This window comes from Dongia sp., assembly GCF_041905885.1.
GTDB lineage: Bacteria > Pseudomonadota > Alphaproteobacteria > Dongiales > Dongiaceae > Dongia.
In genome coordinates, this window is the sequence record NZ_JAYRKD010000013.1 from 79,954 (window position 1) to 103,451 (window position 23,498).

The 23,498-nt window shown below is 65.7% G+C and carries 24 protein-coding genes; 9 read left to right on the forward strand and 15 right to left on the reverse strand.

Annotation, left to right across the window (positions count from 1 at the left end):
* Positions 1–64: 64 nt before the first annotated feature.
* On the reverse strand, positions 65–1,174 hold the full coding sequence (locus ACH2CY_RS14825) for a PotD/PotF family extracellular solute-binding protein (RefSeq protein ID WP_395020057.1): 1,110 nt from the start codon (positions 1,172–1,174) through the stop codon (positions 65–67).
* Between the two features lie 164 nt (positions 1,175–1,338).
* Between ACH2CY_RS14825 and ACH2CY_RS14830 the strand changes: the two genes are divergently transcribed.
* Positions 1,339–2,595: an aminotransferase class V-fold PLP-dependent enzyme gene (locus tag ACH2CY_RS14830; RefSeq protein ID WP_395020058.1), complete on the forward strand. Its 1,257-nt coding sequence runs from the start codon at positions 1,339–1,341 to the stop codon at positions 2,593–2,595.
* On the opposite strand, the gene ACH2CY_RS14835 is transcribed toward ACH2CY_RS14830, so the two are convergent.
* The 9 genes from ACH2CY_RS14835 to ACH2CY_RS14875 form a co-directional block, all read right to left on the reverse strand.
* Positions 2,592–3,461: a tetratricopeptide repeat protein gene (locus ACH2CY_RS14835; protein ID WP_395020059.1), complete on the reverse strand. Its 870-nt coding sequence runs from the start codon at positions 3,459–3,461 to the stop codon at positions 2,592–2,594. The two genes, ACH2CY_RS14830 and ACH2CY_RS14835, sit on opposite strands and share 4 nt — an antisense overlap.
* Before the next feature lie 73 nt (positions 3,462–3,534).
* The gene (locus ACH2CY_RS14840) at positions 3,535–4,953 is read right to left on the reverse strand and encodes a M20 family metallopeptidase (RefSeq protein WP_395020060.1); all 1,419 of its coding nucleotides are present in this window, start codon (positions 4,951–4,953) and stop codon (positions 3,535–3,537) included.
* Between the two features lie 11 nt (positions 4,954–4,964).
* Complete coding sequence (locus ACH2CY_RS14845; RefSeq protein ID WP_395020061.1) at positions 4,965–6,767, reverse strand: S9 family peptidase; 1,803 nt, start codon at positions 6,765–6,767, stop codon at positions 4,965–4,967.
* The gene (locus ACH2CY_RS14850; RefSeq protein ID WP_395020062.1) at positions 6,764–8,605 is read right to left on the reverse strand and encodes a prolyl oligopeptidase family serine peptidase; all 1,842 of its coding nucleotides are present in this window, start codon (positions 8,603–8,605) and stop codon (positions 6,764–6,766) included. The genes ACH2CY_RS14845 and ACH2CY_RS14850 overlap by 4 nt, the downstream gene beginning before the upstream one ends.
* Positions 8,606–8,682: 77 nt before the next feature.
* Positions 8,683–9,681, reverse strand: coding sequence for an ABC transporter ATP-binding protein (locus tag ACH2CY_RS14855; protein WP_395020063.1), 999 nt, complete (start codon positions 9,679–9,681; stop codon positions 8,683–8,685).
* 1 nt (position 9,682) lies between these two features.
* Positions 9,683–10,696 (reverse strand): ABC transporter ATP-binding protein, encoded by a 1,014-nt coding sequence (locus tag ACH2CY_RS14860; protein ID WP_395020064.1) that lies wholly within the window; start codon positions 10,694–10,696, stop codon positions 9,683–9,685.
* Positions 10,671–11,630, reverse strand: coding sequence for an ABC transporter permease (locus ACH2CY_RS14865; protein WP_395020065.1), 960 nt, complete (start codon positions 11,628–11,630; stop codon positions 10,671–10,673). The genes ACH2CY_RS14860 and ACH2CY_RS14865 overlap by 26 nt, the downstream gene beginning before the upstream one ends.
* Entirely contained in the window at positions 11,623–12,543 is a 921-nt protein-coding gene (locus ACH2CY_RS14870; RefSeq protein ID WP_395020066.1) for an ABC transporter permease, read from the reverse strand. The genes ACH2CY_RS14865 and ACH2CY_RS14870 overlap by 8 nt, the downstream gene beginning before the upstream one ends.
* Positions 12,544–12,607: 64 nt before the next feature.
* Complete coding sequence (locus tag ACH2CY_RS14875; RefSeq protein ID WP_395020067.1) at positions 12,608–14,407, reverse strand: peptide ABC transporter substrate-binding protein; 1,800 nt, start codon at positions 14,405–14,407, stop codon at positions 12,608–12,610.
* Between the two features lie 233 nt (positions 14,408–14,640).
* Here ACH2CY_RS14875 and ACH2CY_RS14880 point away from each other — a divergent pair, with 233 nt between their 5' ends.
* From ACH2CY_RS14880 to ACH2CY_RS14905, 6 genes are all read left to right on the forward strand, one after another.
* Entirely contained in the window at positions 14,641–14,979 is a 339-nt protein-coding gene (locus ACH2CY_RS14880; protein WP_395020068.1) for a VOC family protein, read from the forward strand.
* Positions 14,980–14,988: 9 nt separating this feature from the next.
* Entirely contained in the window at positions 14,989–15,372 is a 384-nt protein-coding gene (locus tag ACH2CY_RS14885; protein ID WP_395020069.1) for a thiol-disulfide oxidoreductase DCC family protein, read from the forward strand.
* 55 nt (positions 15,373–15,427) lie between these two features.
* Positions 15,428–15,796: a DUF3175 domain-containing protein gene (locus tag ACH2CY_RS14890; protein ID WP_395020070.1), complete on the forward strand. Its 369-nt coding sequence runs from the start codon at positions 15,428–15,430 to the stop codon at positions 15,794–15,796.
* Positions 15,797–15,958: 162 nt separating this feature from the next.
* The gene (locus ACH2CY_RS14895) at positions 15,959–16,273 is read left to right on the forward strand and encodes a hypothetical protein (RefSeq protein ID WP_395020071.1); all 315 of its coding nucleotides are present in this window, start codon (positions 15,959–15,961) and stop codon (positions 16,271–16,273) included.
* The gene (locus ACH2CY_RS14900; protein ID WP_395020072.1) at positions 16,273–16,536 is read left to right on the forward strand and encodes a DUF5985 family protein; all 264 of its coding nucleotides are present in this window, start codon (positions 16,273–16,275) and stop codon (positions 16,534–16,536) included. Before ACH2CY_RS14895 ends, ACH2CY_RS14900 begins: the two co-directional genes overlap by 1 nt.
* Positions 16,533–16,805, forward strand: a complete 273-nt coding sequence (locus ACH2CY_RS14905) for a DUF5985 family protein (RefSeq protein WP_395020073.1) — start codon at positions 16,533–16,535, stop codon at positions 16,803–16,805. The genes ACH2CY_RS14900 and ACH2CY_RS14905 overlap by 4 nt, the downstream gene beginning before the upstream one ends.
* On the opposite strand, the gene ACH2CY_RS14910 is transcribed toward ACH2CY_RS14905, so the two are convergent.
* Entirely contained in the window at positions 16,802–17,989 is a 1,188-nt protein-coding gene (locus ACH2CY_RS14910; protein WP_395020074.1) for an acetyl-CoA C-acyltransferase, read from the reverse strand. The genes ACH2CY_RS14905 and ACH2CY_RS14910 overlap by 4 nt on opposite strands.
* 149 nt (positions 17,990–18,138) lie before the next feature.
* On the opposite strand from ACH2CY_RS14910, the gene ACH2CY_RS14915 reads away from it, so the two are divergent.
* Together ACH2CY_RS14915 and ACH2CY_RS14920 are read left to right on the forward strand one after the other, a co-directional pair.
* On the forward strand, positions 18,139–19,155 hold the full coding sequence (locus tag ACH2CY_RS14915) for an ABC transporter substrate-binding protein (RefSeq protein WP_395020075.1): 1,017 nt from the start codon (positions 18,139–18,141) through the stop codon (positions 19,153–19,155).
* A 25-nt stretch (positions 19,156–19,180) separates the two neighbouring features.
* Positions 19,181–20,623, forward strand: a complete 1,443-nt coding sequence (locus ACH2CY_RS14920; protein ID WP_395020076.1) for an aldehyde dehydrogenase family protein — start codon at positions 19,181–19,183, stop codon at positions 20,621–20,623.
* A gap of 50 nt (positions 20,624–20,673) precedes the next feature.
* Here ACH2CY_RS14920 and ACH2CY_RS14925 read toward each other — a convergent pair whose 3' ends face one another.
* The 4 genes from ACH2CY_RS14925 to ACH2CY_RS14940 form a co-directional block, all read right to left on the reverse strand.
* On the reverse strand, positions 20,674–21,138 hold the full coding sequence (locus ACH2CY_RS14925; RefSeq protein ID WP_395020077.1) for a c-type cytochrome: 465 nt from the start codon (positions 21,136–21,138) through the stop codon (positions 20,674–20,676).
* On the reverse strand, positions 21,138–21,578 hold the full coding sequence (locus ACH2CY_RS14930; protein WP_395020078.1) for a DUF411 domain-containing protein: 441 nt from the start codon (positions 21,576–21,578) through the stop codon (positions 21,138–21,140). The genes ACH2CY_RS14925 and ACH2CY_RS14930 overlap by 1 nt, the downstream gene beginning before the upstream one ends.
* Before the next feature lie 30 nt (positions 21,579–21,608).
* A complete protein-coding gene (locus tag ACH2CY_RS14935; RefSeq protein WP_395020079.1) occupies positions 21,609–23,021 on the reverse strand; it encodes a multicopper oxidase family protein in 1,413 nt (470 codons plus the stop codon).
* A gap of 107 nt (positions 23,022–23,128) precedes the next feature.
* Positions 23,129–23,473, reverse strand: a complete 345-nt coding sequence (locus tag ACH2CY_RS14940; RefSeq protein ID WP_395020081.1) for a hypothetical protein — start codon at positions 23,471–23,473, stop codon at positions 23,129–23,131.
* Positions 23,474–23,498 lie beyond the last annotated feature (25 nt).

The window sequence follows — 23,498 nt, forward strand, 5'->3', positions numbered from 1 at the left end:
CAGGGGGGAGGTCGGGAGGGGGGCACGTGCAGCCTGAGCGCTCAAGATCCAGCGCCCAGTGTCCTTACCCCGCGAACGCGGTCTTCACCTCGGCCCAAAGGTCGGAATACTTCTGCTTCTCCTCGTCGGAGAGCGGCGCCATGAATTGCAGGCGCTTGATCGCCTCCTGGTCGCTGTAGAAGGTCTTCGAGGCGTCGCTGTCGGGCAGGGCTTCCATCGCCTTCGGGTTGGCGGAAGCTGGCGCGCCGACCTTGGTGGCCCATTCGACGTAGAATTTTGGATCGACCATCCAGTTGATGAAGGCATGGGCGCCGTCGGGATTGGGCGAGTCCTTCACCACGGCGAGGCCGTCGAACCAGCCGATGCCGCCTTCGCTCGGCACGTAATAGCCGACCGGCAGCTTGAAGTTGGTCTTGCTGCGCAGGGCCGAACCGCTCCAATAGACAGAGAGGTCGAAGGCCTTGGCGGCGAACTGCTTGTTCCACTCGTCTTCCGAAGACCAGAGCAGCGCCACGTTCTCCTTCAGCTCCAGCAGCTTCGCCTTGACCTTCTCAAGGTCGGCCGGATGATTCATATCCTGGCCGGTCGCGATGGCGCCGAAGCCGACATTCTCGATGCCGTCGTCGCGCAAGGCCACGCGCTTCTTCAGCGTCGGATCCCAGAGCTTGGCCAGCGTCGCCGGCGATTCCTTGAACACATCGGAGTTATAGGCGATCGCGGTGATTCCCCAGACCCAAGCCACGCCGAACGGCTTGCCGCCATCGTTCAGCAGCGGGGAATCGCGGAATGCCGGGTTGAGGTCGGCCCAATGCGGGATCTTCGCGGTATCTATCGGCTGGATCAGCCCCTCCTTCGAGGCGATGCTGTTCCAGGCGCAGTTGGTCACGACCACGTCGTAGCCGCCCGGGTTGGTCCGCATCTTGGTGATCATCTCGGATTCGGAATTGTAGTAGTCGTGGGTGACCGTGTTGCCGGTCGCCTTGTGGAAGGCGTCGACCGACCAGGCTTCGTCGGTACCGTAGCCCTGCCAGTTCAGCACCTTCACGTCGCCGGCGGCGCGGGCGATCCGCGGCGCGCCGAGCACCGTGGCGCCGACACCCAGAGCCGTGGCACCGGCCAGAAACTGCCGGCGGTTGCTCCGGCCGAAAGACCGGAACTTCGAAACTTCCGTCATTTTTCACCCTCCCTGGGTTCCGCTGTGTTCGGGCAGGCCTGTCCGGCCAAGTTGCCCTTTTGGTGAATTTGTTTGTGTACAAATGATCTCTATCGCCGCACCGCCTGTCAAGCCGAGCATAGCATGTGGCGGACGGGGCATCGCCACGCCATCGGGACGCAGGCTTGACATATTCTCATCTGATCTTCGTCATGCCGCCCATCATGAATCTCGATCCCCTGGTCGATCCCGACGCCTTTCCCCTGCTCGCCCGCGCCAAAGCGGAGGGAAATCCTGTCGCCTACCTGGACAGCGCCGCCAGCGCCCAGAAACCGGCCGTCGTGCTGGACCGGCTGCGCGACTTCTACACGCGCGACTACGCCAACATCCACCGCGGGGTCTATCCGCTCAGCGAACGCGCGACCGAGGCCTATGAAGGCGCGCGCGAGCGGGTCGCCCGGTTCCTGCACGCCAAGACCGAGGAAATCGTCTTCACCCGCGGCGCCACGGAGGCGATCAACCTGGTGGCCTACAGCTTTGGCGAACACTTCCTGCAGCCCGGCGACAAGGTGCTGGTCTCGGCGCTCGAGCACCACGCCAACATCGTGCCCTGGCAGCAGCTGCGCGACCGCCGCGGCACCCGGCTCGAGGTGATCCCGATCGACGGCAACGGCGATCTCGACCTCGACGCTTATCGCCGCCAGCTCGACGGGGCGAAGCTGGTCTGTGTTACTGCCGTCGCCAACACGCTGGGAACGGTGACGCCGCTTCAAGAAATCATCGCCCTGGCCCACCAGGCCGGCGCGCGGGTGCTGGTCGATGGCGCGCAAGGGGCGCCGCATCTGCAGCTCGATGTCGCTTCGCTCGATTGCGACTTCCTCGCCTTCACCGGCCACAAGGTCTATGGCCCGGACGGGATCGGCGTGCTCTACGGCAAGGCCGAGCTGCTCGACCGGATGCCACCCTGGCAGACCGGCGGCGACATGATCCGCACCGTCACCTTCGAACGCACCTTGTTCGCCGAATCCCCGCGCCGCTTCGAGGCCGGCACGCCGCCGATCGGCGCCGCCGTAGGCTTGGCGACCGCGCTCTATTTCATCGAGGGCATCGGCTTCGACAAGATCGGGGCGCATGACCGGGCGCTTGCGGATTACGCGATGGGCAGGCTCGGCGAGATCCCGGGGCTGAAGCTGATCGGCATGCCGCAGCAGCGCGCCGGCATCGTCTCCTTCGTGCTGGACGGCATCCATCCCCATGACATCGGCACGCTGCTGGGTTCCGCCGGCATCTGCGTTCGCACTGGCCACCACTGCGCCCAGCCGCTGATGGAGCATCTCGGCATCCAAGGTACAGTGCGCGCCTCCTTCGCCGTGCACTCCCATGCCGGAGAGGTGGATCGTTTGGCCGAGGAGCTGATGAAGGCGCGCCAGCTTCTCGGCTAGGCGCTGGTCAGTTCCACGACCTTTTGCCAGCGCGGCAGGTCGCGCAGCTCATTGAAATCGGAATCCTGGAGCGTCCACACCTTGGTGTCGCGGCTGGCGCGCGGCAACAGGCTTTCGAGCAGATCGAAGGCCCGATCGAACTCGCCGAAAGCGACACTCTGGCAGGCGATGTTGTAGCTGGTCATGACATCGGTCGGGTCGATCGCCAGGGCTCGGGTCGACCACTCCTTTGCCTGCTCGACCTGCCCAAGCACGGAGAGCGCGTTGGCCCCCAGATAGGCGGCACGCACGTTTTCCGGGTTTCGTGCCAGTTCCTGCTCCGCGCGCTCGAGGCCGCGGCGTGCCGCGTTCAATTCGTTGTCGCGCTGATTGAGCGAGAAATACACCTGGGTCAGCAGGACCTGCGCCTGGAAATCGTTCGGGTTGACTTCCGAGGCCCGCGTCCAATGGCGCGCCGTCTCCTCCAGCTTGCCCTGAACGTAGCAGCAGCGGCCGTAGAAATAATGCGCCTCATAGAGCTCTGAATTGAGCGCGATCGCCCGCTCGAACTCCGCCTCCGCCTCCGCGTAGCGCCGTTTGCCGGACAGCGCCAGGCCGCGCGTGGCCCGCGCCTCGGCCAGATTGGGATCGAGCGCCAGCGCTTTGTCGCTGTTCACCAGAACACCGTCGAGCGCCCCTTCCATTGAATAATCGATAAAGAGGAAGGCATCGACATCGGCAATTCCGGCGTAAGCCTGCGCATAGCCGGGATCAAGCGCGATCGCTTTCGAAAACATATCCTTCGCCCGCACGTAGTTGCGGCGCGAGTTGCGATGGAACAGCTCCTGCCCGCTGAGATAGCAGGTATGAGCCTCTGAAGGCTTCATGCGGTGCCAGGCCCGAGATGGTTTTCCCGGGCATGAAGCTAGCGAATTGGCCGCTTTGCGCCAAGGCCCTCAATCAAGCGGCGAAATGGTCCGCCAGCACATGCGCGACCGCCGCGGTCACCTTCTTCGCGGCCGGGATGTGCAGGAACTCGTTCGGCCCATGCGCATTCGAATGCGGGCCGAGCGCACCGGTGATCATGAACTGCGCCTTGGGGAATTTCTCGCCCAGCATGCCCATGAAGGGAATCGTGCCGCCTTCGCCGAAATAGGCCGGCGGCTTGCCGAAGGTCGCCTGCGAGGCCTCAGCCACCGACTTCTCCAGCCAGGGCGAGAGGCTGGGCGCGTTCCAGCCGCTGCCGACGCCCCTGACGGAGAGCTCGACCTGGGCGCCATACGGCACCGCCTCCGTCAGCAGCTTCCGCAGCAGGACATCGGCGCCCTTCGCGTCGAGGGAAGGCGGCAGGCGCAGGCTCAGGGTCGCCGTGGTGAAGGGCAGCATCACATTGCCGGCATTTTCCGGCTCGGGCAGGCCCTTCATGCCGGTGACCGCGAGCTGCGGGCGCCAGGCGCGGTTCAGGATCAGCTCGACGGAATCGTCGGTCACCGGCTTGGTCGCGCCGGCGAAGGGATAGGTGGTCCTGACCGCCTCGCCCAGCACCCGGGCTACATCGCGCGCCTGGGCGATGCGGTCGGCCGGGATCTGCGCATAGAGCTCCGGCGGCAGGACCGCGCCGGTCGCCTCGTCCTCGATGCGCGAGAGCAGCTGGCGCATGATGCGGAAGCTCGAGGGCACGATGCCGGAGGCGGCACCGGAATGCACCCCCTCCTCCAGCACCCGCACCGTCACCGTGCCATTCCACAGCCCGCGCAAGGAAGTGGTGAGCCAGAGCTGGTCGTAGTTGCCGCAGCCGGAATCGAGACACACCACCAGCGACGGCGTGCCGAGCCGCTTGGCGATATGGTCGATATAGACGGGCAGGTCCGGGCTGCCGGATTCCTCGCAGGCCTCGATCAGCACCACGCAGCGGGCATGCGGGATGCCCTGCTCGCGCAGGCCCATGATCGATGTGATCGCCGAGAAGATCGCATAGCCGTCATCGGCGCCGCCGCGGCCATAGAGCTTGTCGTCCTTCAAGACCGGGATCCAGGGGCCGAAACCCTCGGCCCAGCCGACCATTTCCGGCTGCTTGTCGAGATGGCCGTACATCAGCACCGGATCCTGGTCGCGGCCCGAGCCCGGGATATCGATCACGATCAGCGGCGTGCGGCCCGGCAGGCGCAGCACCTCCAGCGTCGCGCCCGGCATCGCCGCGATTTTCTGCCGCGCCCAGCCGGCCAGCAGGTCGACCGCCTGGTCCATGTAGCCGTGCTTCTCCCAGTCATGGTCGAAGTCCGGCGACTTGTTCGGGATCCTGATGTAGTCGCAGAGCAGCGGAATGACCTCTGCGTCCCAGATGCCGCCGATGAACTGCGCCAGCTTTTCCTGATTCATGTTCTTGATCCTTACGCAAATGCCTTGGAGAAGAAGCGCTCGATCCGGAGCAGCAGCTTCTCGCGATTGCCTGCCTTATAGATCCCATGCCCTTCATCATCAAAGGTCATGAGGTCGAAGGGGATCTTCGCCGCCATGAGATCCCGGCAGGCCACCTTGGTATTCTCCGGCGATACGTTGCTGTCGGCGAGCCCGTGCACGATCAACAGCCGGCCCTTGATGTTCTTGATGAAGTTCTGCGGCGAGGCGCGGAAATAACGGTCCGGGAGCTGTTCCGGCGTGCCGCCCATCATTTCGATCGAGAAGGCGCGGCCATGCGGCATCTCGGTCGCGTGATAGTCGATGTCCAGTGCATACATGCCGCAGATCGGCACGGCCGCATCCACCAGGTCGGCGAAGCGCGTGATCGCGATCCACGACGAGTAGCCGCCGTAGGAGAGCCCCATGACGCCGATCTTGCCGCGCTCGGCCTTGCCGGCGGCGAGCAGTGCCTCGATGCCGGTGCGGATGTCGTCCTGCTCGGCTCCGCCCCAGCCGTCTTTCTTGATCGCCTCGCGGAAGGCGCGGCCGAAGCCGGTCGAGCCGCGGTAGTTCGGGTCGAGCACGGTGAAGCCGGCGCCGACCATGAACTGGATGAACGGCGTCACCCAATCCTCGCTGTGCCAGGTCGGCCCGCCATGCACATTGACGACGAGGCCGCGGGATTCGCCTTCGGGCTCATAGAGCCAGCCCTGAATCGGCAGCCCGTCGCTCGAGGTCCAACGAAAGTCACGCGCTGGATGGGTGCAGCCCCGGAAGCGCTCGCTACTGCGGGTGAGGTTCGTCACGCGCATGGTGACAGGCTCGATCCGCACCAGGTCATGGCCGCGCGCCGCGCTGTAGCGTTCGCAGACCCAGTCGCCGCCGGGCAGCTGCGCGATCGGCTTCAGGCTGGTTTCCGGCAGGATGAACAGCTGCTCGACCCCGGTCTCGACATCGAGCCATTTCGCCATCAGCCGGCCATCCGCGTATTCGAGGATCATGGCGCTGCGCCCGTCCTGGCCGGCAACGACGGCGTCGATGTTGCGGCGCGGGTCGTCGATCAGCCAGCGCAGCGCACCGGTCTCCAGGTCCAGCAGGCCGACCCGGTCATGGCTCTCGGTCTCGGCCTGCACCAGCAGCCGGCTCCCCTTCCCCAGCCAATGCGCCCGGGTCTTGAACCGGGCTCCGGCGTTCAGCACCTCGCGATTGCCGCTGCCGTCAATACCGACCACCCACATCTGGTTGCCGTTCGGATCGGCGTCGTAGCTGCCATAGAGCACCAGATCGCCATCAGGCGATATTTCCGGCTCCAGGTCATAGAAGCTCTTGGCATGCGCCAGCACATGGGTGCGGCGGGTCGAGAGATCGAGGCGTTGAATCCGACTGCCCTCGACCGGCTCACCGTTCACGAGATCCGCCGTATAGACGACCGCGCCGCCGTCCTCGGTCAGCGCGCCGCCGAAGACATAGCTGGTCGATTGCAGCGGCGTCAGCGCTTCGAGCCCGCCACTCGCCCGGTCCAAGCGGAACAGCTGGTCATGCTCGTTGCTGCCGATCGACTGCGCGAGGATGAGTTGGCTGCCGTCCTGCGAGAGGCTGCGGACATAGAAATGATCCTTGCCCTCGGTGATCCGTTCCGGCGGTTGCGAGCCGTCGGTCGGCGCGATCCAGACTTCGCCGGTCTCGGTGATGCCAGTCCAGGTCCAGGCCAGCCACTGCCCGTCGCCGGAGACCCGCGGCGACCAGAGGATCGGATAGCGCGCCCAGCTGCGGGCGAGATCGTCGATCTTCATGCGAAGGCCGCGGCAAAGAATTCCGCCAGGCGCTTCAACAGCACGCGGCGGTTGGCCGGCCGGCTGATGCCATGGCCCTCGTCGTCGAACAGCAGGACGCCATACTTCTTGCCGGCGGCGTCGAGGCGCTTCCTGACCTCGGCGACGTTCTCCGGCGTCACGTTGGGGTCGTTGGCGCCCTGCACGATCAGCAACGCGCCCTGAATAGCGTCGATGAAGTTGATCGGCGAACGCTCGTAATAGCGCTCCGGCACGGCGCTGGGTGGCCCGCCCATCATCTCCTCGGAATAGGGCCGGATGTCGGGCCGCGTGGTCTCGTAATCGACCACGAGATCGGTCATCCCGCAGATCGGCGCCGCGGCGGCGATGATCTCCGTCGGGAAATGGGTGATCGCCCACCAGGAGGAATAGCCGCCATAGGACGTGCCCGTGATCCCGACCTTGCCCGCCTGCGCGATGCCGGCGCGGATCAGCGCCTCGGCGCCGGTGCGGATGTCGATCTGCTCGGCCCCGCCCCAGCCCTGCAGCTTGATGGACTCCTGGAAGGCGAAGCTGAAGCCGGTCGAGCCGCGGTAGTTGGTCTGCAGCACGTTGAAGCCCGCACGGGCGAAATACTGCGGATCGATCGCGAAAGCATCCTCGTCATGCGCGGTCGGGCCGCCATGGATATCCAGGATCGTGCCGATCGCGGTTCCACGGGCGCGGTAGAGCCAACCCTGGATCGGCAGCCCATCTTCCGAGGTCCAGCGGAAATCTTCGGCCGCGACCAGTTCATCCGGCGCCGGGATCGACGCGCTGGGATGTGTCGAGATTGCGCCCAGGATCCGCGGCCCGTTTGCCTCAAGCGCAACCCGCACCAGCCTGGCCGGGACCCGCGCGCTGTAATGCCAGGCCAGCCAGGCGCCGTCCGCCAGCGGCCCGACCGGGGTCAGTGCGCCATCGGCAAACGGCCCGAACGGACGCTCGCGCTTCGTCAGCGGATCGAGGAGCAGGCTCTTCGGCCGCGCCTCCAGGGTTTCATCGACCACGATCTCCGCCGAGCGCTTCGGCCAGTCGGCATTGGCGACCGCGCGCTCCGGATCATCGACCAGCCAGTCCAGCTTTCCGCTCGCCAGGTTCCAGAGGCCGATCCTGCGATGCGTTTCCGCCTCGGCCACGACGAGAATCGACTGGCCATCGGGCGACCAGGCGCCGTCGGCCTTCTTCTCCGCGCCGACATTGACGATCTCGCGGTCGAAGCTGCCGGCAAGATCGGTCAGCCAAAGCTGGCTGCCCGAGGGATGCGGGTCGTTGCGGTCATAGAGCACATGGCGATCGTCGGGCGAGAGCAAGGGCCAGCCGTAATGCGCGCGTTTGGGCCGCGCCAGCACGCGGCGCTTCCCCTTCGGCCCGTCCTGCACATAGACCAGGGTCGGCTCGATCTCGCTGCCGGCCTCATCGACATTGGCCGAGAACAACAACGTCTGTCCGTCTTTGGCCAGCTGGCCGCCATGGATGTAGTAGTCCGGGCGATCCTCGGTCAGCGCGACGCTCGGCCGCCCGTCGAGAAACACCTGGTGCAGCCCGACGCGCTCGTCGCCGTCCTGGCTGCGGGCATAGACGATGCTGCCGCTGTCCGGCGCCCAGCGGAAGGAATCGCAGTCCCATTCATCGCCGACCAGGCAGCGCGGCGTGCCCTTGCCGTCCGCCGCCGTCACCCAGAGCTGCGTCGTCTCGGCGAGACCCGCCCAGATCCAGGCCACGGAATTCCCGTCCGGCGAGATCCGCGCGCTGTAGAGCTGCGGCGTCTTCAGCAGCCGGTCGAGGAAGGAGTCGTGCTGGGAGAGATCGAGGGGCATGGTCACTCGAGCGTCATGTGCAAGCAGTTCTAGTCGCGCAGATCCCCGGGTCAAGCCCGGGGATGACGAATGTATCCTTATGCTCCGATGTGATGGCACGCCGCAAAATGCCCGCCGCCGTAGTCGCGCATTTCCGGCTCCTGCGTGGTGCAAATCTCCGTCGCCTTGGGACAGCGGGTGCGAAAGCGGCAGCCGCTCGGTGGGTTGATCGGTGACGGGATGTCGCCCTGCAAGAGCACCCGCGGTCGGCCGCGCTCCACTTTGGGATCGGCGATCGGCACGGCGGAGATCAGCGCCTGGGAATAGGGATGCAAAGGCCGCGCGTAGAAATCGTCGCGCTCGGCGATCTCCATGACCTTGCCGAGATAGAGCACCATCACCCGGTGGCTGATATGCCGCACCACGGCAAGATTGTGCGAGATGAACAGCAGCGAGACGCCCAATTCACGTTGCAGCTCCATCAGCAGGTTGATGATCTGCGCCTGGATCGAGACGTCGAGCGCCGAAACCGGCTCGTCGCAGACGAGCAGTTTAGGCTTGAGGATGATCGCCCGCGCGATGCCGATCCGTTGGCATTGCCCGCCGGAGAATTCATGCGGATAGCGGTTGGCCATGCTGGCGGCGAGGCCGACCTGGTTCATGGTCTCGAACACGCGCTTCCTGACCTCGGCACGGCTGAGCTCCGGGTGGAAGATGCGCAAGGGCTTGCTGATGATCGCCTCGACCGACATCCGCGGGTCGAGCGAAGCCAGCGGGTCCTGGAAGATGATCTGCATCTGCCGCCGCTCGGCACGCAATTCCCGAGCGCCGAGGTCGAACAGGTCGTGCCCGGCCCAGACCACGCGGCCTTCGGTGGTCTTGATCAGCCGCAGGACCGCGCGGCCGAGCGTGGACTTGCCGCAGCCGGACTCACCGACGATGCCCAGGGTCTCGCCGGGCTTCAGGTCGAAGCTGACACCGTCGACCGCCCGCACATGGGCGAAAGTGGTGCCGAGCACCCCGCCCTTGATCGGGAAATGAACTTTGAGGTCTTCGACCGCAAGGAGCGCATCCCTTTGAATCGGAGGGGCTGCCATGTCACGCCTTGCTTTCACGACAGGCCACGGCGCGGCCGCTTCCGTCGCCCAGCAGCGCGGGCATCTCGGTCCTGCAGCGCTCGACCTTCAGCGTGCAGCGCGGCTCGAACGGGCAGCCGGGAATGTCGCCCATGGCGGCGCGCGGCTGGCCGGCGATGGTCTTCAGCGCGCCGTGCACCTTCTCATCCAGGCGCGGCGTCGAGGCCAGCAGGCCTTTCGTGTAAGGATGCTTCGGGTTGTAGAAGATCTCGTCGACACTCCCCTGCTCCATGATCCGACCGCCATAGAGCACGATGACGCGGTCGCAGAGCCGGGCGATCACGCCGAGGTCGTGAGTCACGATCGCGACCGCGGTCTTCATGTCGCGGGCAAGCTCGGCCATCAGCTCCAGGATCTGCGCCTGCACCGTCACGTCGAGCGCGGTGGTCGGCTCGTCGGCGAGCAGGACTTCCGGGCGGCAGAGCAAGGCCATGGCGATCATCACCCGCTGCCGCATGCCGCCGGAGAATTCGTGCGGATACATGCGGATGCGCCGCCGCGCCTCCGGGATGCGGACCCGGTCCAGCATCTCGATCGCGACTTCCTCGGCCTCCGACTTCGACTTGCCCTGGTGCGCAATCAGCACCTCGGTCAATTGGTCGCTCACCCGCATATAGGGGTTGAGCGAGGTCATCGGGTCCTGGAAGATCATCGACATCGCCGAGCCGCGGATCGCGTCGAGCTCCTTCGGCGACCGGTTCAGCAGCTGCTGGCCCTCGAACGCCGCGCTGCCCGAGCAGCGCCCGTTGCTGGCCAGCAAGCCCATCAGCGACAGCAGGATCTGGCTCTTACCTGAGCCGGATTCGCCGACGATGCCGACGATCTCGCCCTGGCGGAGATCGAAGCTGACCCGATCGACCGCGGTCACCCAGCCCTGCGGCAGCTTGAACTGCACCGACATCTCCGCGACCGACAGGACGGGCCGGCCGGCGTCGGGCGGTGCGGCGCGTTCAGCGCTCATTGGGGTCGAAGGCATCGCGCAGCCCGTCGGTGATGTAGTTGAGGCAGAACAGCACCGCCGCCAGGAAGCCGCCCGGCACCATCAGCAGCCGGATATCGGTCTCGATCTTGTCGGCGCCCTCGTTGATCAGCGAGCCCCAGCTGGCGAAGGGCGGCGCCACGCCGATGCCGAGATAAGAGAGGAAGGATTCGGTCAGGATCGCCTCGAGCACCAGCAGACTCGAATAGACGATGACGACGTTCACGGAATTGGGCGCGATATGCTGGGTGATGATCTGCCAGGCATTCATGCCCCCGGCCCTGGCCGCCTCGACGAACTCGCGGCTCCTTAGGCTGACCGCCTGGCCGCGGGCGATCACCGCCGGGGTGAGCCAGAGCGTGAATGCCACCGCGATGAACAGCGCGATGTTCGGGCTGTCGAGCGGGATGGGCCCTAGATGCAGGCCGGAATCCTGCAGCACCACCTTGATCAGGATCGCCAGGAAGATGAACGGCAGCGAGAGCAGGATATCGACCGCGCGCATCATGATGTCGTCCAGCCAGCCACCAGCATAGCCGGCGGTGGCGCCGTAGATGACGCTGATCAGCACCGAGACCATGGCGCCGAAGAAGCCCAGCGCCAGCGAGACCCGACCGCCGTCCAATGTGCGCAGCAGCAGGTCGCGGCCGAGATCGTCGGTGCCAAAGGGATGCGCGGTGAAGAAATCGACCGGCGCCGAGATGTTCTCGAAATCCGCTTCCTCGCTGGTGAAGGGAAAGAAGAACGGCCCCATATAGCAGGCCAGCACGATCGCCAGCAGGATGAAGCAGCTCAGCACCGCTAGGTGATTCTTGGCGAAGCGCCGCGCCGAGGCCTTGAACGGGCTGATCCCGACCGGCATCGCCTGGTCCGCCGGGCTCAACGGCGGCGTGCCCGGCAGCCCGCCGGGATTGAAGGTGAGATCATTCATAGCTCACCTTCGGATCGAGCAGGCCGCGGGCGATGTCGGTCACGAGGTTGGCCAGGATGACGATCGCGCCATAGAACAAGGTCACGCCCATGATCAGCGGATAGTCGCGGCCTTCCGCACCCTGCACGAAATAGCGGCCGATGCCGGGAATGCTGAAGATGTTCTCGACCACGACCGAGCCAGTGATGGTGACGGCGGTCGCGGGCCCGAGATAGGCGACGACCGGCATGATCGCGCCGCGCAGCGCGTGCTTGATGATGGTGCGCCTTTCGCCGATGCCCTTAGCTCGCGCGGTGCGGACATAGTTGGTGCGCGCGGTCTCGATCATGGAGCTGCGCATCAGCCGCGAGACATAGGCGATGTTGGGCAACGCGAGTGTCAGCACCGGCAGCACGCGGCATTGCCAGCTGTCGTCCCAGCGGGCCACCGGCAGCCAATGGAGCTGCAGGCCGAACAGGATCTGCAGCAACGGGCCGATCACGAAGATCGGCACCGCGACGCCGACCATGGCGATGGCACCGGCCGAATAGTCTATCGGCCCGTTGCGGCGGAGCGCGCCGGCAATGCCGAGCGCGATGCCGACGACGGTCGAGAGCAGCATCGCCCAGGCGCCGACCTCCAGCGAGGTCGGGAAGCCGATCGCGATCAGCTCGGAGACGTTATAGTCCTTGAGCTTCAGCGAGGGCCCGAGATCGAAATGCAGCACGCCGACGAACCAGCGCCAGAACTGCTCCCAGAGCGGGTCGTTGAGATGGAAGTGATCCTCGACCGCCTTGCGAACTTCCGGCGAAATCCGGCGGTTGCCGGAAAACGGCCCGCCGGGCGCCATCCGCATCATGAAGAAGGTGATGACGGAGAGCGCGAACAGCGTCGGCACGGCACCGATCGCGCGGCGGAAGGTATAGCTCCACATGGTCAGGCCGGCCTTGCAACGAAACAGGGAGTGGCGCCATCCACTCCCTGTTCACGCGGCGGCATTATTCCAGCGACATGAACTGCGTGCCGTGCCAGCCGGTGGGGTTGTCCACCCAGCCTTTCACATTGGATCGGACCAGGTTCCTCTGCGGCGCCGCGGAAACCGGCGCGGTCAGGTAGGAATCGAGCAGCACCTTCTCCGCCTGGGCCAACACCTTGTAACGCGCCGCCTGGTCGGTGATCGCGACCGCCTGGTCGTAGAGCTTCTCGAACTCCTCGCTCTTCCAGTTGTAGCCGGCCTCGGCGCGGGGATCCATGTAGGCGAGGAAGGTTTCCGGCCCGGCGAAATCGCCGACCAGGTCATCCATGAACACGTCCCAGCCGCCCGCCGTGAAGGCGGAGAGCCAGGCGTCGCGGTCCTGGGCGTTGACCGTGGCGTTGACGCCGAGGGTCTGCTTCCACATCACCGCGGCGGTCTCGGCGAACTTGCTCATCGCGGCGTTGTTGGAGGCCTCGATCTTCAGGCTGAGGCTGTCCATCTTGGCCTCGGCCATGCCTTCCTTGAACAGCGCCTTGGCCTGCTCCTCGCGCGCCGCCTTGTCCATGCCGCATTCCGGCACTTTCGGCGCGTCATAGCCCGGGACCGGGATCACATAGCCGCAGTTCATCACATAGCCGCCCTTCACCACCTTGTTGACCAGGGTGTCGCGGTCGAGCGCCATGGAAAGCGCCTGGCGCACCTTGATGTTGTCGAACGGCGGCTTGGTGAGGTTGAAGCTGAAATAGACCGTCTCGGTACTGTTGGTGGTGTGCACCTGGTCGCCGAGCTCCTGCTTCAGCGGCTCGAGCTGGTCGCTCGGGATGTCGTAGGTGATGTCCTGCTCGCCGGTCTTGAACAGCTTGATCGCCGTCGCGTCATTCTCGGTGATGATGTAGGTCACCTTGTCGATCTTGACGTTGGCGGCGTTCCAGAAGTTCGGATTCTTCACCAGGGTCACGTGCGACTGCGGCACGTTTTCGGTCATGTGATAGGGACCGTTGGAGACAATGTTCTCCGGCTTGATGAAATCCTTGCCGAACTTCTCGAAACTCGGCTTGTGCAGCGGCGCCATGTAGAAGCTGTTCATCAGATACAGCATGTAGGGCGCCTGCTTATCGAGCTTGATGACGACGGTCTTGTCGTCCGGCGCGCTGATGCCGAGAGTCTTCGGATCGCGCGCGTCCTTGTTCTCGCTGTCCATGTAGGCGGCAGCGCCGGTGATCGAGATGGTCGAGGAGAAGATGTAGTTCTTCTCCGAGGCCGTTTCCGGCAGCAGCGTGCGCGCCACCGCGTCGACGAAGGCCTGCGCCACCAGCGGCGAGCCGTCGGACCATTTGAGGCCGTCGCGCAGATGGAAGGTGTAGGTGAGACCGTCGTCGGAGATGTCCCACTTCTCGGCGGCGCCCGGCGTCGGCTCGCCGTCGGCCCCCGCCGTGATCAACCCCTCATACATGTCGTCCTGAATCCAGCCCTCATAGGCGAGGAAATTGACCTGGGGATCCAGCGTGCCGATCGTCGCGCCGATGCCGCGCTTCAGGACCTTCTCGCCGGCGCTCGGCGCCGGTGCGGGGGCCGGGGTGGCCGCCGCCTGCTGCTCGGTTGTCGCAGGCGCAGGGGTCGCCGCCGGCTGCGGCTCGGTGGTCGCAGGGGCCGGCGCCGGTGCGGGCGTTGCGGTCGTCTGCTGCTCGGCCGGGGCCGGGGCACTGTTGCCGCTCTGCTCTTCCTTCTTCTCGCCGCAGGCGCCGATCGTCAGAGCGACCGCTGCCACCAAAGCGAGCCAAAGCCCGCGCCTTGCCCAATTCCCGCGTTTCGCCAGACCCATGCCATCCTCCCCAGATTTCCTCGGCTTCGGACGAGCCGATTCTCATCTCACAGACTAGACCGCCGCCCGACCGCGGAGCAACCGAACCATCGAAGCTGTATACAGCTGAGGCAAGATTAATCCCTCCGCTCGGCCCCGGAGTCAAGGCGAGGCGGACAGACTTGCGAATAAAAAAGTGCCGTGATGCCGTTACGGTCAGGTGACTGACGAAGCCGAAGCACAAGGGTGAATGAATGGGTCTGGAGCTGCAGCGGGTGATCCTGTTCACCCGGAACCTGGACGGGATGGGGCGCTTCTACGCCGAAGTGCTGGGCCTGGAGCTGGCCAATACCGCGCCGGGATGGCGCGAGTATCGCGCCGGGGGCTGTGCCATCGCCCTGCATGAGGGTGAGTCCAAGGCCGGCAGCCGGCCGCCCAAGCTCGCCTTTTATGCCGCCGATGTCGCCGCAGTGCGTGCGACGCTCACCCGCCGCGGTGCCAAGATGGGCAAGGTCGTCTCCGCGGGAAGCTTCAACCTCTGCGATGGGAAGGATCCGGACGGCAATGCCCTTCAGATCTCCAGCCGGAAGTGATGCAAGGCCATGAGCGACCTCCCGAAGCTCACCGTCTGGTACAACACCAAATGCCCGGTCTGTAACGCCGGAATCGACTGGCAGCGCGATCGCCTGCTGCAGGCGGCGCAATCCGGCACGATCGAGTTTCGCGACATCAACTTCGAGCCCGATGCCCTCGCCCGCTTCGGCGCCAATCTCGAAGACGTGCGGCGACGATTGCACGCCGTCGATGCCGAGGGCCGGCTCCATGTCGGGGCCGATTGCGCGGTCGCGATCTGGCGGCGGACGCCGGGCCAGGCCTGGCTCGGGCAGCTCTTCGGCCTGCCCGGCCTGATCCAGCTTTCGCGCTTTGCCTACGATCGCTTCGCCGACTTCCTCTATGCCTGGAATCGCCGGAAGGGCCATTGGTGATGCAACGCCGCCCCCGCGCGGACGTTGGCTCCGGAGAACGGAAATGGAGACCGCCATGGCCGCTTCGAGAAGCAAGAAAGCCCACCGCAAGAAGGCGCATCGCAAAGCCGCCCGCAAGACGACCCGAAAGACGACCGGGACCCGCAAATGGTCGGCCCGCGTCACCGAACGCAGCGACGCCATGACCCTCGAGGACAGCGTCTTCAAGCAGCGCAGCCCGACCGCCATCGCCCAGTCGCTGAAGCGCTCGGCGGAGCGCAGCCATCGGCGGAAATCCCCGCCTTTCCGCTCGGCCATGTCGATGCTGAACTTCTACATCAACCGCGCCGGCAAGAACCTGAGCGCCACGCGCCTCAAGACCCTCGAACGCGCCAAGGACAAGCTGCGCGAGGCCTTCGGCCGCACACCAAAGTCCACGCACTGAACCCGGGGGCGCCCCTCCCATCGTCGCAGGGAACCCTCGTCCCGCTGACGCATTGGTGCAAAATCGGCGTTTTGTCGACGCCGTCGGGGGAGTTCGAGACAAATGACAGACGACGGAATTCCCGCAGAACTGCGGGATTTCATTGTCGGGAGCATCGATTCGGTGGGCCAGCTCGAGGCCCTTCTGCTGCTGCGCGCGGATCCGGACAAGAGCTGGGACGTCGCGCAGCTGGCCAGGCGGCTCTATGTCAAGGAAGCCGAGGCGGCGGCAATATTCGCGCACCTGGATACGCATGGCCTTATCGTCGCACAGGACGGGTCGTATCGCTACGAGCGGGCGGGCCCGCAGACTCCGATCATCGAACAGTTGGCCGAGGCCTATGCCCGCCAACTCATCCCGATCACCAATCTCATTCATGGCAAGCCACGCGGCATCCGCGCCTTCGCCGATGCCTTCAAGATCAAGAGGGACAAATAATGTCCGCGATCATCTACGGCCTCTGTGCCCTGACCGCCCTGGGATGCGCCATCCTGCTGCTCCGCGGCTACCGGCGCAGCCGCTACCGACTGCTGTTCTGGAGTGGCCTCTGCTTCGCCGGCCTCACGCTCAACAACCTGCTGCTGGTGATCGACAAGGTGGCGCTGCCGCCGGAACAGGATCTCGCGGTCGCGCGCACCCTGGTGGCGCTCGGCTCCATGATCATCCTGCTGTTCGGCCTGATCTGGGATTCCGACTCATGAGCAACATCCTCCCTGTCCTGAGCGGCGCCGTCGCTATGGCTTCCTTCGTGGCGATGCTGTTCTTCCTGCGGTTCTGGCGCCAGACCCAGGATTCCTTCTTCCTGTTCTTCGCCTTCGCCTTTGCCGTGGACGCGGCGATTCGCCTGGTGCTCGGCCTCGGCCGTCTCTCCGAGGAGACCGAGCCGCTGGTCTATCTGGCCCGCGCGGTCAGCTTCGCCTCGATCATCATCGCGATCATCCGGAAGAATCGGCCGGGCAGGCTGCGCTAGACCCGCTCGATCGCCACCGCCGTCGCCTCGCCACCGCCGATGCAGAGCGAGGCAACGCCGCGCTTCAAATCGTAGCGCTGCAAGGCATGCAGCAGGGTGACGATGATCCGTGCACCGGTGGCGCCGATCGGATGGCCGAGCGCGCAGGCGCCGCCATGCACGTTGAGCTTCTCGCGCGGGATGGCGAGATCCTTGGCGGCGGCCATCGCCACCACCGCGAAGGCCTCGTTGATCTCGAAGAGATCGACATCGGCGACCGACCAGCCGCTCTTCTCCAGAAGCTTGCGGATTGCCGGGATAGGCGCCGTCGTGAACCAGGCCGGCTCCTGGGCATGGGTCGCATGGCCCTTGATCTCGGCCAGGATCGGCAACCCCTCCTTTTCGGCGCGCGAGCGCGTGGTCAGCACCAGGGCCGCGGCGCCGTCAGCATTGGCGGAAGCGCTGGCGGCGGTGATCGTGCCGTCGGCACGGAAGGCCGGTCGCAAGCCCGGGATCTTCTCCGGCAAGATCTTCATCGCATGCTCGTCGTTCTCGATCGTCTGCGTGCCGCCCTTCGCCGGAACGGCGACCGGCACGATCTCCGCCTTGAAGGCGCCTTCGGTGATCGCCTTGCGCGCACGCGTGAGAGTTTCGACCGCATAGGCATCCTGGTCGGCGCGGCTGAACTGGAACGCCTGCACCGCGCGCTCGCCGAACTCGCCCATCGGCACGCCCTGCTCATAGGCGTCCTCGAGACCGTCCAGCATCATGTGATCGAAGATGCGGTCATGTCCGACCCGATAACCGCTGCGCGCCTTGGCCAGGAGATAGGGTGCGTTGGACATCGACTCCATGCCGCCCGAGAGGACGATGCCGGCCGATCCCGCGCGCAGCAGATCGTGGCCCAGCATGGTCGCCTTCATGCCGGAGCCGCAGACCTTGTTGACCGTGGTGGCGCCGACCGCATCCGGCAGGCCGGCGGCCCGCGCGGCCTGGCGCGCCGGCGCCTGGCCCTGCCCCGCCGGCAGCACGCAGCCCATCAGCACTTCATCGATCTTGTCGCCGGAGAGACCGGCGCGGCCGAGCGCCGCCTTGATCGCCTGCGCGCCGAGCGCGGGAGCGGCGACCGGCGAGAGTTCGCCCTGGAAACGCCCGAGCGGCGTGCGGACGGCGGAAACGATCACGACGGGATCTGCAACGGACATGCGCGCTCTCCTTCGGTTCTGCCCTGGATATAGTATCGCCCGGGTCTGACTTTCAACATGATAGAGACTGTCTTGCGCCGGTCTTGTGGTCGATCGCGGCGCCACGATATATTCCCGGCGACATATCGAAGAATCCGTACGGAATATCCATGCGTCGAGTAACGGTTCTAGCGCTTGTCGCGCTCACGGTCACCGCCTGGTTGGTGCCGGCGCAGGCCGCCGAGTTCACCGACTCCCTCGGCCGCACTGTCACCTTGCCGGATACGGTCGCGCGCGTCCTCCCGGCCGGCCCGCCGGCAGCGGTGGCGATCTACACGCTGGCGCCGGAAAAGATGATCGGCTGGGTGAAGCCCCTGGAAGATGAGCAGAAGGAATTCATCGGCGAGACCTATCGCAGCCTGCCGGTCGCCGGCCGGCTGACCGGGAAGGAAGCCGATCTCGATGCCGCCGCGGTGAAGGCGCTGAAACCCGATCTTATCATCGATGTCGGCGACCTGAAGCCGCAGTATCGCGCGCTCGCCGACAAGATCCAGAGCGAGACCGGCATCCCCTATGTCGTGCTGGATGGCGGCATCGCGCAGGCGGCCGCGCTCTACGCGCAACTGACCGAGCTGCTGGGCGCCGGGATGCGGGGGGACTTGCTGACCCTGCAAACCACCTCGATGCTGGACGAGATCGCCGCGCGGAAGAGCGGAGCGATCCGGCCCGGTCGCGTTTACTATGCGCAAAGCCGCGATACACCGCCGTCGATGGGCCGCGTCGGCATCGATCCGGCGATCCTGGATGCGCTCGGCGCGGTCGGCTTCCAGGGCGAGCATGCGGCCAGCGGTCACGGAAACGTCACACCCGGCCAGGTCGCAGACTTCAATCCCGACATCGTCGTCGCTTCGACCGGGAAGATCGCCCGGATGATCGCGCGGGATCCCGCATGGCGCGCGGTGCCGGCGGTCGCGGCGGGCCGGGTCTTCGCCGCGCCCCAGTTGCCTTGGGCGTGGCTCGGGTCGCCGCCCGGTATCAATCGGTTGATCGGGCTTGAATGGCTCTCGGCCTTGCTCTATCCCCAGGAGCCGAAGCGCGACCTTGCTGCCGATGTGCGCGGCTTCTATCGCAACTATTATCGCCTCGCCCTCACCGACGCGCAGCTGCAGAAGTTGTTCGCTCCCTAGAATCTCCTCCGCCAAGGAATCGAAAATGTCCAACCACCTGAAGTTCTACATCAACGGCCAATGGGTCGATCCGGTGAAGCCGGCGACCATCGACGTCGTCAACCCGGCGACCGAGGAGACCTTCACCAAGATCTCCGCCGGTTCCGTGGCGGATCTCGACAAGGCGGTCGCCGCGGCCCGCGCCGCCTTCCCCGCCTTCTCGCGCACCAGCAAGGCCGAGCGCGTCGTGCTGCTGAAGAAGATCATCGCCGCCTACGACAAGCGCGCCGAGGACATCGCCCAGGCGGTCTCCGCCGAGATGGGCGCACCGATCGCCATGGCGCGGCATTCCCAGGCCGCTGCCGGCAAGGTGCATCTCGAATCCACGCTGAAAGCCCTCGAGGCGATGGAGTTCGAGGAGCAGCGCGGCATCACCCGCGTGGTGCGCGAAGGCATCGGCGTGGTCGGGCTGATCACGCCCTGGAACTGGCCGTTGAACCAGATCGCCTGCAAGGTCGGCCCGGCGATCGCCGCCGGCTGCACCATGATCCTGAAACCCAGCGAGATCGCGCCGATCACCGGCATTATATTCGCAGAGGTGATGCATGAAGCCGGTGTCCCGGCCGGCGTCTTCAACCTGGTCAACGGCGACGGCCCGTCGGTCGGCGCGCCGATGTCGGCGCATCCCGGCATCGACATGATGTCCTTCACCGGCTCGACCCGCGCCGGCATCCTGGTCGCGAAAGCGGCGGCCGACACGGTGAAGCGCGTCAGCCAGGAGCTCGGCGGCAAGTCGCCCAACCTGATCCTGCCCGACGCCGATTTCGAGCCCGCCGTGAAGAAGGGCATCTACGCCTGCTTCAACAACAGCGGCCAGTCCTGCAACGCGCCGACCCGCATGCTGGTGCCGCTCGACCGCCATGACGAAGCCTTGGTCATCGCCAAGGCCGCCGCGGAGAAGCACAAGGTCGGCGACCCGAAGTCGGAAGAGACCATGCTCGGGCCCGTGGTCAGCGAGGCCCAGTTCAAGAAAATCCAGGGCCTGATCGAAGCCGGCATCAAGGAAGGTGCCACGCTGGTTACTGGCGGAACCGGCCGTCCCGACGGCCTCAACCGCGGCTACTATGTGCGCCCGACGGTGTTCGGCAATGTCCGCAACGACATGACCATCGCGCGCGAAGAGATCTTCGGCCCGGTCATCGCCATCCTGCCCTACAAGACCGAGGAAGAGGCGATCGCCATCGCCAACGACACGGTCTATGGCCTCTCGGCGAACGTGGAATCGAAGGACATCGAGCATGCCGCAAGGGTCGCGCGCCAGATCCGCGCCGGCCAGGTGAAGATCAACTACCCGGCCTGGGACACCTTCGCGCCGTTCGGCGGCTACAAGCAGTCGGGCAACGGCCGCGAATACGCCGACTGGGGCATCCACGACTTCCTCGAGGTGAAGGCGGTCATCGGCTACGAACCGGCCAGGGCGGCGGAGTAGTCACGATACGCAAGCAGGCCGCGGAGACTTCGTTTTCTCCGCGGCCTTCTCTATTGTCCGCTCGCGCGCCGCGATATTTCCATCTGCCTTGCCAGGTTCTCCGCCGGCCAGGTGCTCTTGATGTAGGCGATCACGCTCCAGATTTCCTGATCCGAGAGCCTGTCGCCGAAGCCGATCATGTCGGTCTGGTAGCCGGGCACGATAGCGGCGACGCCGCGCTTGATGATGTCGAAGAGCTGTGAATCGGCATGATGCCAGGTATGGCCGGTCGCATCGTGAGGCGGTGCCGGCAGCTTGTCGTCGGCCTTTCGCTCGCGCCAGTTCGGCTGACCCTCCAGCTTCTCGCCATGGCAGCTCGCACAGTTCTCGACATAGACGACCCGCCCGGCCTCCACCTGGGCGGCGTTGTTCGGATCGGCGGCCGGCGGCGCGGTTCGCTGCAGCAGGATGAAGGCCGCCATGCCGAGAACGACGATCCCGCCGATCGCCGTCAGGGTGATCCAGCGCCGGCGCATCAGATTTGCAGGAAGACGGTCGGCGCCGCACCGTCCTTGGTCACGGCGTAAATCACGAACGGCTCGCTTTTCTCACCGCCCATGCCCGGCGAGCCCAGCGGCATGCCCGGCAGCGCAATACCGGCAACGGAGGGGCGTTCGCTGAGGAGCTTCTGGATCGCGGCCACCGGCACATGGCCGTCGACCACATAGCCTTCGATGAAGGCCGTGTGGCAGCCCTGGAGATCCGCCGGCACGCCGGCCTTCCCGCTGATCTCGGCGAGATCGTTGGTCGGCTTGACGGTGACGTCGAAGCCGTTCTGCTTCAAATAGCCCGCATAGCCTTCGCAGCAGCTGCACTGCGGATTCTTGTAGAGCAGAACTGAGGTTGTCGCCGCAAAGGCGCGCAGCGGATAGGCGAGCAGCAAACCGGCGAGAGCGGCGCGTCGGGTGAGTGTCATGGCAGACTCCTTCTATGTCATCGGGGTTGGTTAGGAAACACGCAGAATAGTCATCAATCCCGTCATCTGATGGTCCATGACGTGGCAATGGAACATCCATTCGCCCGGATTGTCGGCGACGAAGGCGCAATCGACCCGATCCTTCGGCGCCAGCAGGACGGTGTCGCCCCACTGCCGGTGCGGGACTTCGATGCCGTTGCGCCTCAGAATCCGGAAGCTGTGGCCGTGCAGATGCATCGGATGCCACCAGGCCGTCTCATTGATCAGGCTTAGCACCACCGTCTGCATGCGCTTCAAGGTCAGCAGCGGCGGCATGTCCATGCTGCCGTCGCCGGTCGTCGACATGCCGTTGATCGCCCAGGCGGCATGTGTCATCCCAGACATGCCGCCCATGCCGTTCATCGCCCCACCTCCCATCATCCCGCCTTGCAGCTTCAGCGCGTATTGATCGGCAGCGGCGAGATCCGGCTCCGGCAATGGATTGGGCGGCAGTACGGGAGGCTCGGTGGAACGACGCGGAAGCGCCGCCGCCTGCGAATAGGCGAGATGGGTGAGGTCGTAGGCAAGGCCATCGTAGAAGTCGTCGACGACCGCATAGCGTCGGCCGGGCTCGCCATCGAGGTCGATGATCACGTCAATGCGCATCGCCGGTCCAAGCAGCAAGCGCCCCATCTCCGGCGCATGCGGTTCGCAGGGCTGGCCATCGAAGGCGACCACGACCGGCCGATGGCCTTCGATCCGCAGCGCCATGATCCGCGCCAGCGATGCGTTGATCAGGCGGAGCCGGATCCGCTCGCCGGCGCGGACCGGTTGATCCGCGCCGGCCACGCCGTTCACCGTGACCAGGTTGCCGACCCGGCCGGACATCGCCGCCTCCATCGGATTGCCGAAGCCGGGCGCCATCCCGCCGTCGGCGCGCAGACGCCAGTCGGAAACCATCCAGCTGAGATCGCGATCGACCGCAATCGGTGCCGCTTCTTCGACGATCAGCGCGCCCGCGAGGCCTCGCCCGAGCTGCTGCAGGCTGTTGGCATGCGGGTGATACCAGAAGGTCCCGGCATCCGGTGGTGTGAAGCTGTAGGTGAAGCTCTCGCCCGGCTTGATCGGCCTCTGGCTGATTCCAGGAACACCGTCCATCGCGATCGGCAACCGGATGCCGTGCCAATGCACCGTCGTTTCCTCATCGAGCCGGTTCTCGACAACGAGCTCTGCCGGCTCGCCCTGGCGCAGACGCAGAGTCGGGCCTGGAACCCGGCCGTCATACGCCCAGACCTCGGTTGACGGCCGATCAACGCCGGCGAGCGCCGTGTCGCTCTTGCGCGCGACGAGCCGTGTGACGGACGGCACCGCGGCGTGGATACTGGCGGGCGCGGCGACGACAAGGCCGGCGCCGGCCAGCAGGAGCCTGCGCCGCGTGAGCGCAGACGAAAAATGCGTGGACATTGCGATTCCCTCGAGACCGCGCTGGATCTATCGCACCGCCGGAAGGCGTTGCGAACGCGCACCGCAACCGGCGGAAGTTGCGCCGGCAGGATGCGGACTAAGCGGTTTCAGGATCTGGGAGGACTGGGATTAGGCGCCGCGATCCAATCGGCCGCGGCAGCGGATCGAACGGACATCTGCAGCCGGGCCTTGGTCTTTTCGACCTGCACCTCAACAGGAAGCACCGCGCTCATCGCGGCCAACACGCAGACCTGTACGCAACTGCCGTCCTTCATCCCGCTCTTGTCGGTCGGGTCCGGGCAGGACCGGCAATCGCCCTGCCCGCTCATGCCCATCATGCCGGGCATCTGCACAGCCATGGCCGCAGCCTGGGCCACGGACAGGCTTACCGACAGCGCGAAGGCGCATCCGAGCAAGGCGGTGAGGATAAATCGGCGTGTCCGAAGCACCATCGGGCAAATCTGGCGGAGACTGCGG

Bases quoted from the DNA above. Each gene is read 5' to 3' on its own strand.
- ACH2CY_RS14825 (WP_395020057.1), bottom strand. From the start codon at position 1,174: ATGACGGAAGTTTCGAAGTTCCGGTCTTTCGGCCGGAGCAACCGCCGG.
- ACH2CY_RS14835 (WP_395020059.1), bottom strand. From the start codon at position 3,461: ATGAAGCCTTCAGAGGCTCATACCTGCTATCTCAGCGGGCAGGAGCTG.
- ACH2CY_RS14840 (WP_395020060.1), bottom strand. From the start codon at position 4,953: ATGAATCAGGAAAAGCTGGCGCAGTTCATCGGCGGCATCTGGGACGCA.
- ACH2CY_RS14845 (WP_395020061.1), bottom strand. From the start codon at position 6,767: ATGAAGATCGACGATCTCGCCCGCAGCTGGGCGCGCTATCCGATCCTC.
- ACH2CY_RS14850 (WP_395020062.1), bottom strand. From the start codon at position 8,605: ATGCCCCTCGATCTCTCCCAGCACGACTCCTTCCTCGACCGGCTGCTG.
- ACH2CY_RS14855 (WP_395020063.1), bottom strand. From the start codon at position 9,681: ATGGCAGCCCCTCCGATTCAAAGGGATGCGCTCCTTGCGGTCGAAGAC.
- ACH2CY_RS14860 (WP_395020064.1), bottom strand. From the start codon at position 10,696: ATGCCTTCGACCCCAATGAGCGCTGAACGCGCCGCACCGCCCGACGCC.
- ACH2CY_RS14865 (WP_395020065.1), bottom strand. From the start codon at position 11,630: ATGAATGATCTCACCTTCAATCCCGGCGGGCTGCCGGGCACGCCGCCG.
- ACH2CY_RS14870 (WP_395020066.1), bottom strand. From the start codon at position 12,543: ATGTGGAGCTATACCTTCCGCCGCGCGATCGGTGCCGTGCCGACGCTG.
- ACH2CY_RS14875 (WP_395020067.1), bottom strand. From the start codon at position 14,407: ATGGGTCTGGCGAAACGCGGGAATTGGGCAAGGCGCGGGCTTTGGCTC.
- ACH2CY_RS14880 (WP_395020068.1), top strand. From the start codon at position 14,641: ATGGGTCTGGAGCTGCAGCGGGTGATCCTGTTCACCCGGAACCTGGAC.
- ACH2CY_RS14885 (WP_395020069.1), top strand. From the start codon at position 14,989: ATGAGCGACCTCCCGAAGCTCACCGTCTGGTACAACACCAAATGCCCG.
- ACH2CY_RS14890 (WP_395020070.1), top strand. From the start codon at position 15,428: ATGGCCGCTTCGAGAAGCAAGAAAGCCCACCGCAAGAAGGCGCATCGC.
- ACH2CY_RS14900 (WP_395020072.1), top strand. From the start codon at position 16,273: ATGTCCGCGATCATCTACGGCCTCTGTGCCCTGACCGCCCTGGGATGC.
- ACH2CY_RS14905 (WP_395020073.1), top strand. From the start codon at position 16,533: ATGAGCAACATCCTCCCTGTCCTGAGCGGCGCCGTCGCTATGGCTTCC.
- ACH2CY_RS14910 (WP_395020074.1), bottom strand. From the start codon at position 17,989: ATGTCCGTTGCAGATCCCGTCGTGATCGTTTCCGCCGTCCGCACGCCG.
- ACH2CY_RS14915 (WP_395020075.1), top strand. From the start codon at position 18,139: ATGCGTCGAGTAACGGTTCTAGCGCTTGTCGCGCTCACGGTCACCGCC.
- ACH2CY_RS14920 (WP_395020076.1), top strand. From the start codon at position 19,181: ATGTCCAACCACCTGAAGTTCTACATCAACGGCCAATGGGTCGATCCG.
- ACH2CY_RS14925 (WP_395020077.1), bottom strand. From the start codon at position 21,138: ATGCGCCGGCGCTGGATCACCCTGACGGCGATCGGCGGGATCGTCGTT.
- ACH2CY_RS14930 (WP_395020078.1), bottom strand. From the start codon at position 21,578: ATGACACTCACCCGACGCGCCGCTCTCGCCGGTTTGCTGCTCGCCTAT.
- ACH2CY_RS14935 (WP_395020079.1), bottom strand. From the start codon at position 23,021: ATGTCCACGCATTTTTCGTCTGCGCTCACGCGGCGCAGGCTCCTGCTG.
- ACH2CY_RS14940 (WP_395020081.1), bottom strand. From the start codon at position 23,473: ATGGTGCTTCGGACACGCCGATTTATCCTCACCGCCTTGCTCGGATGC.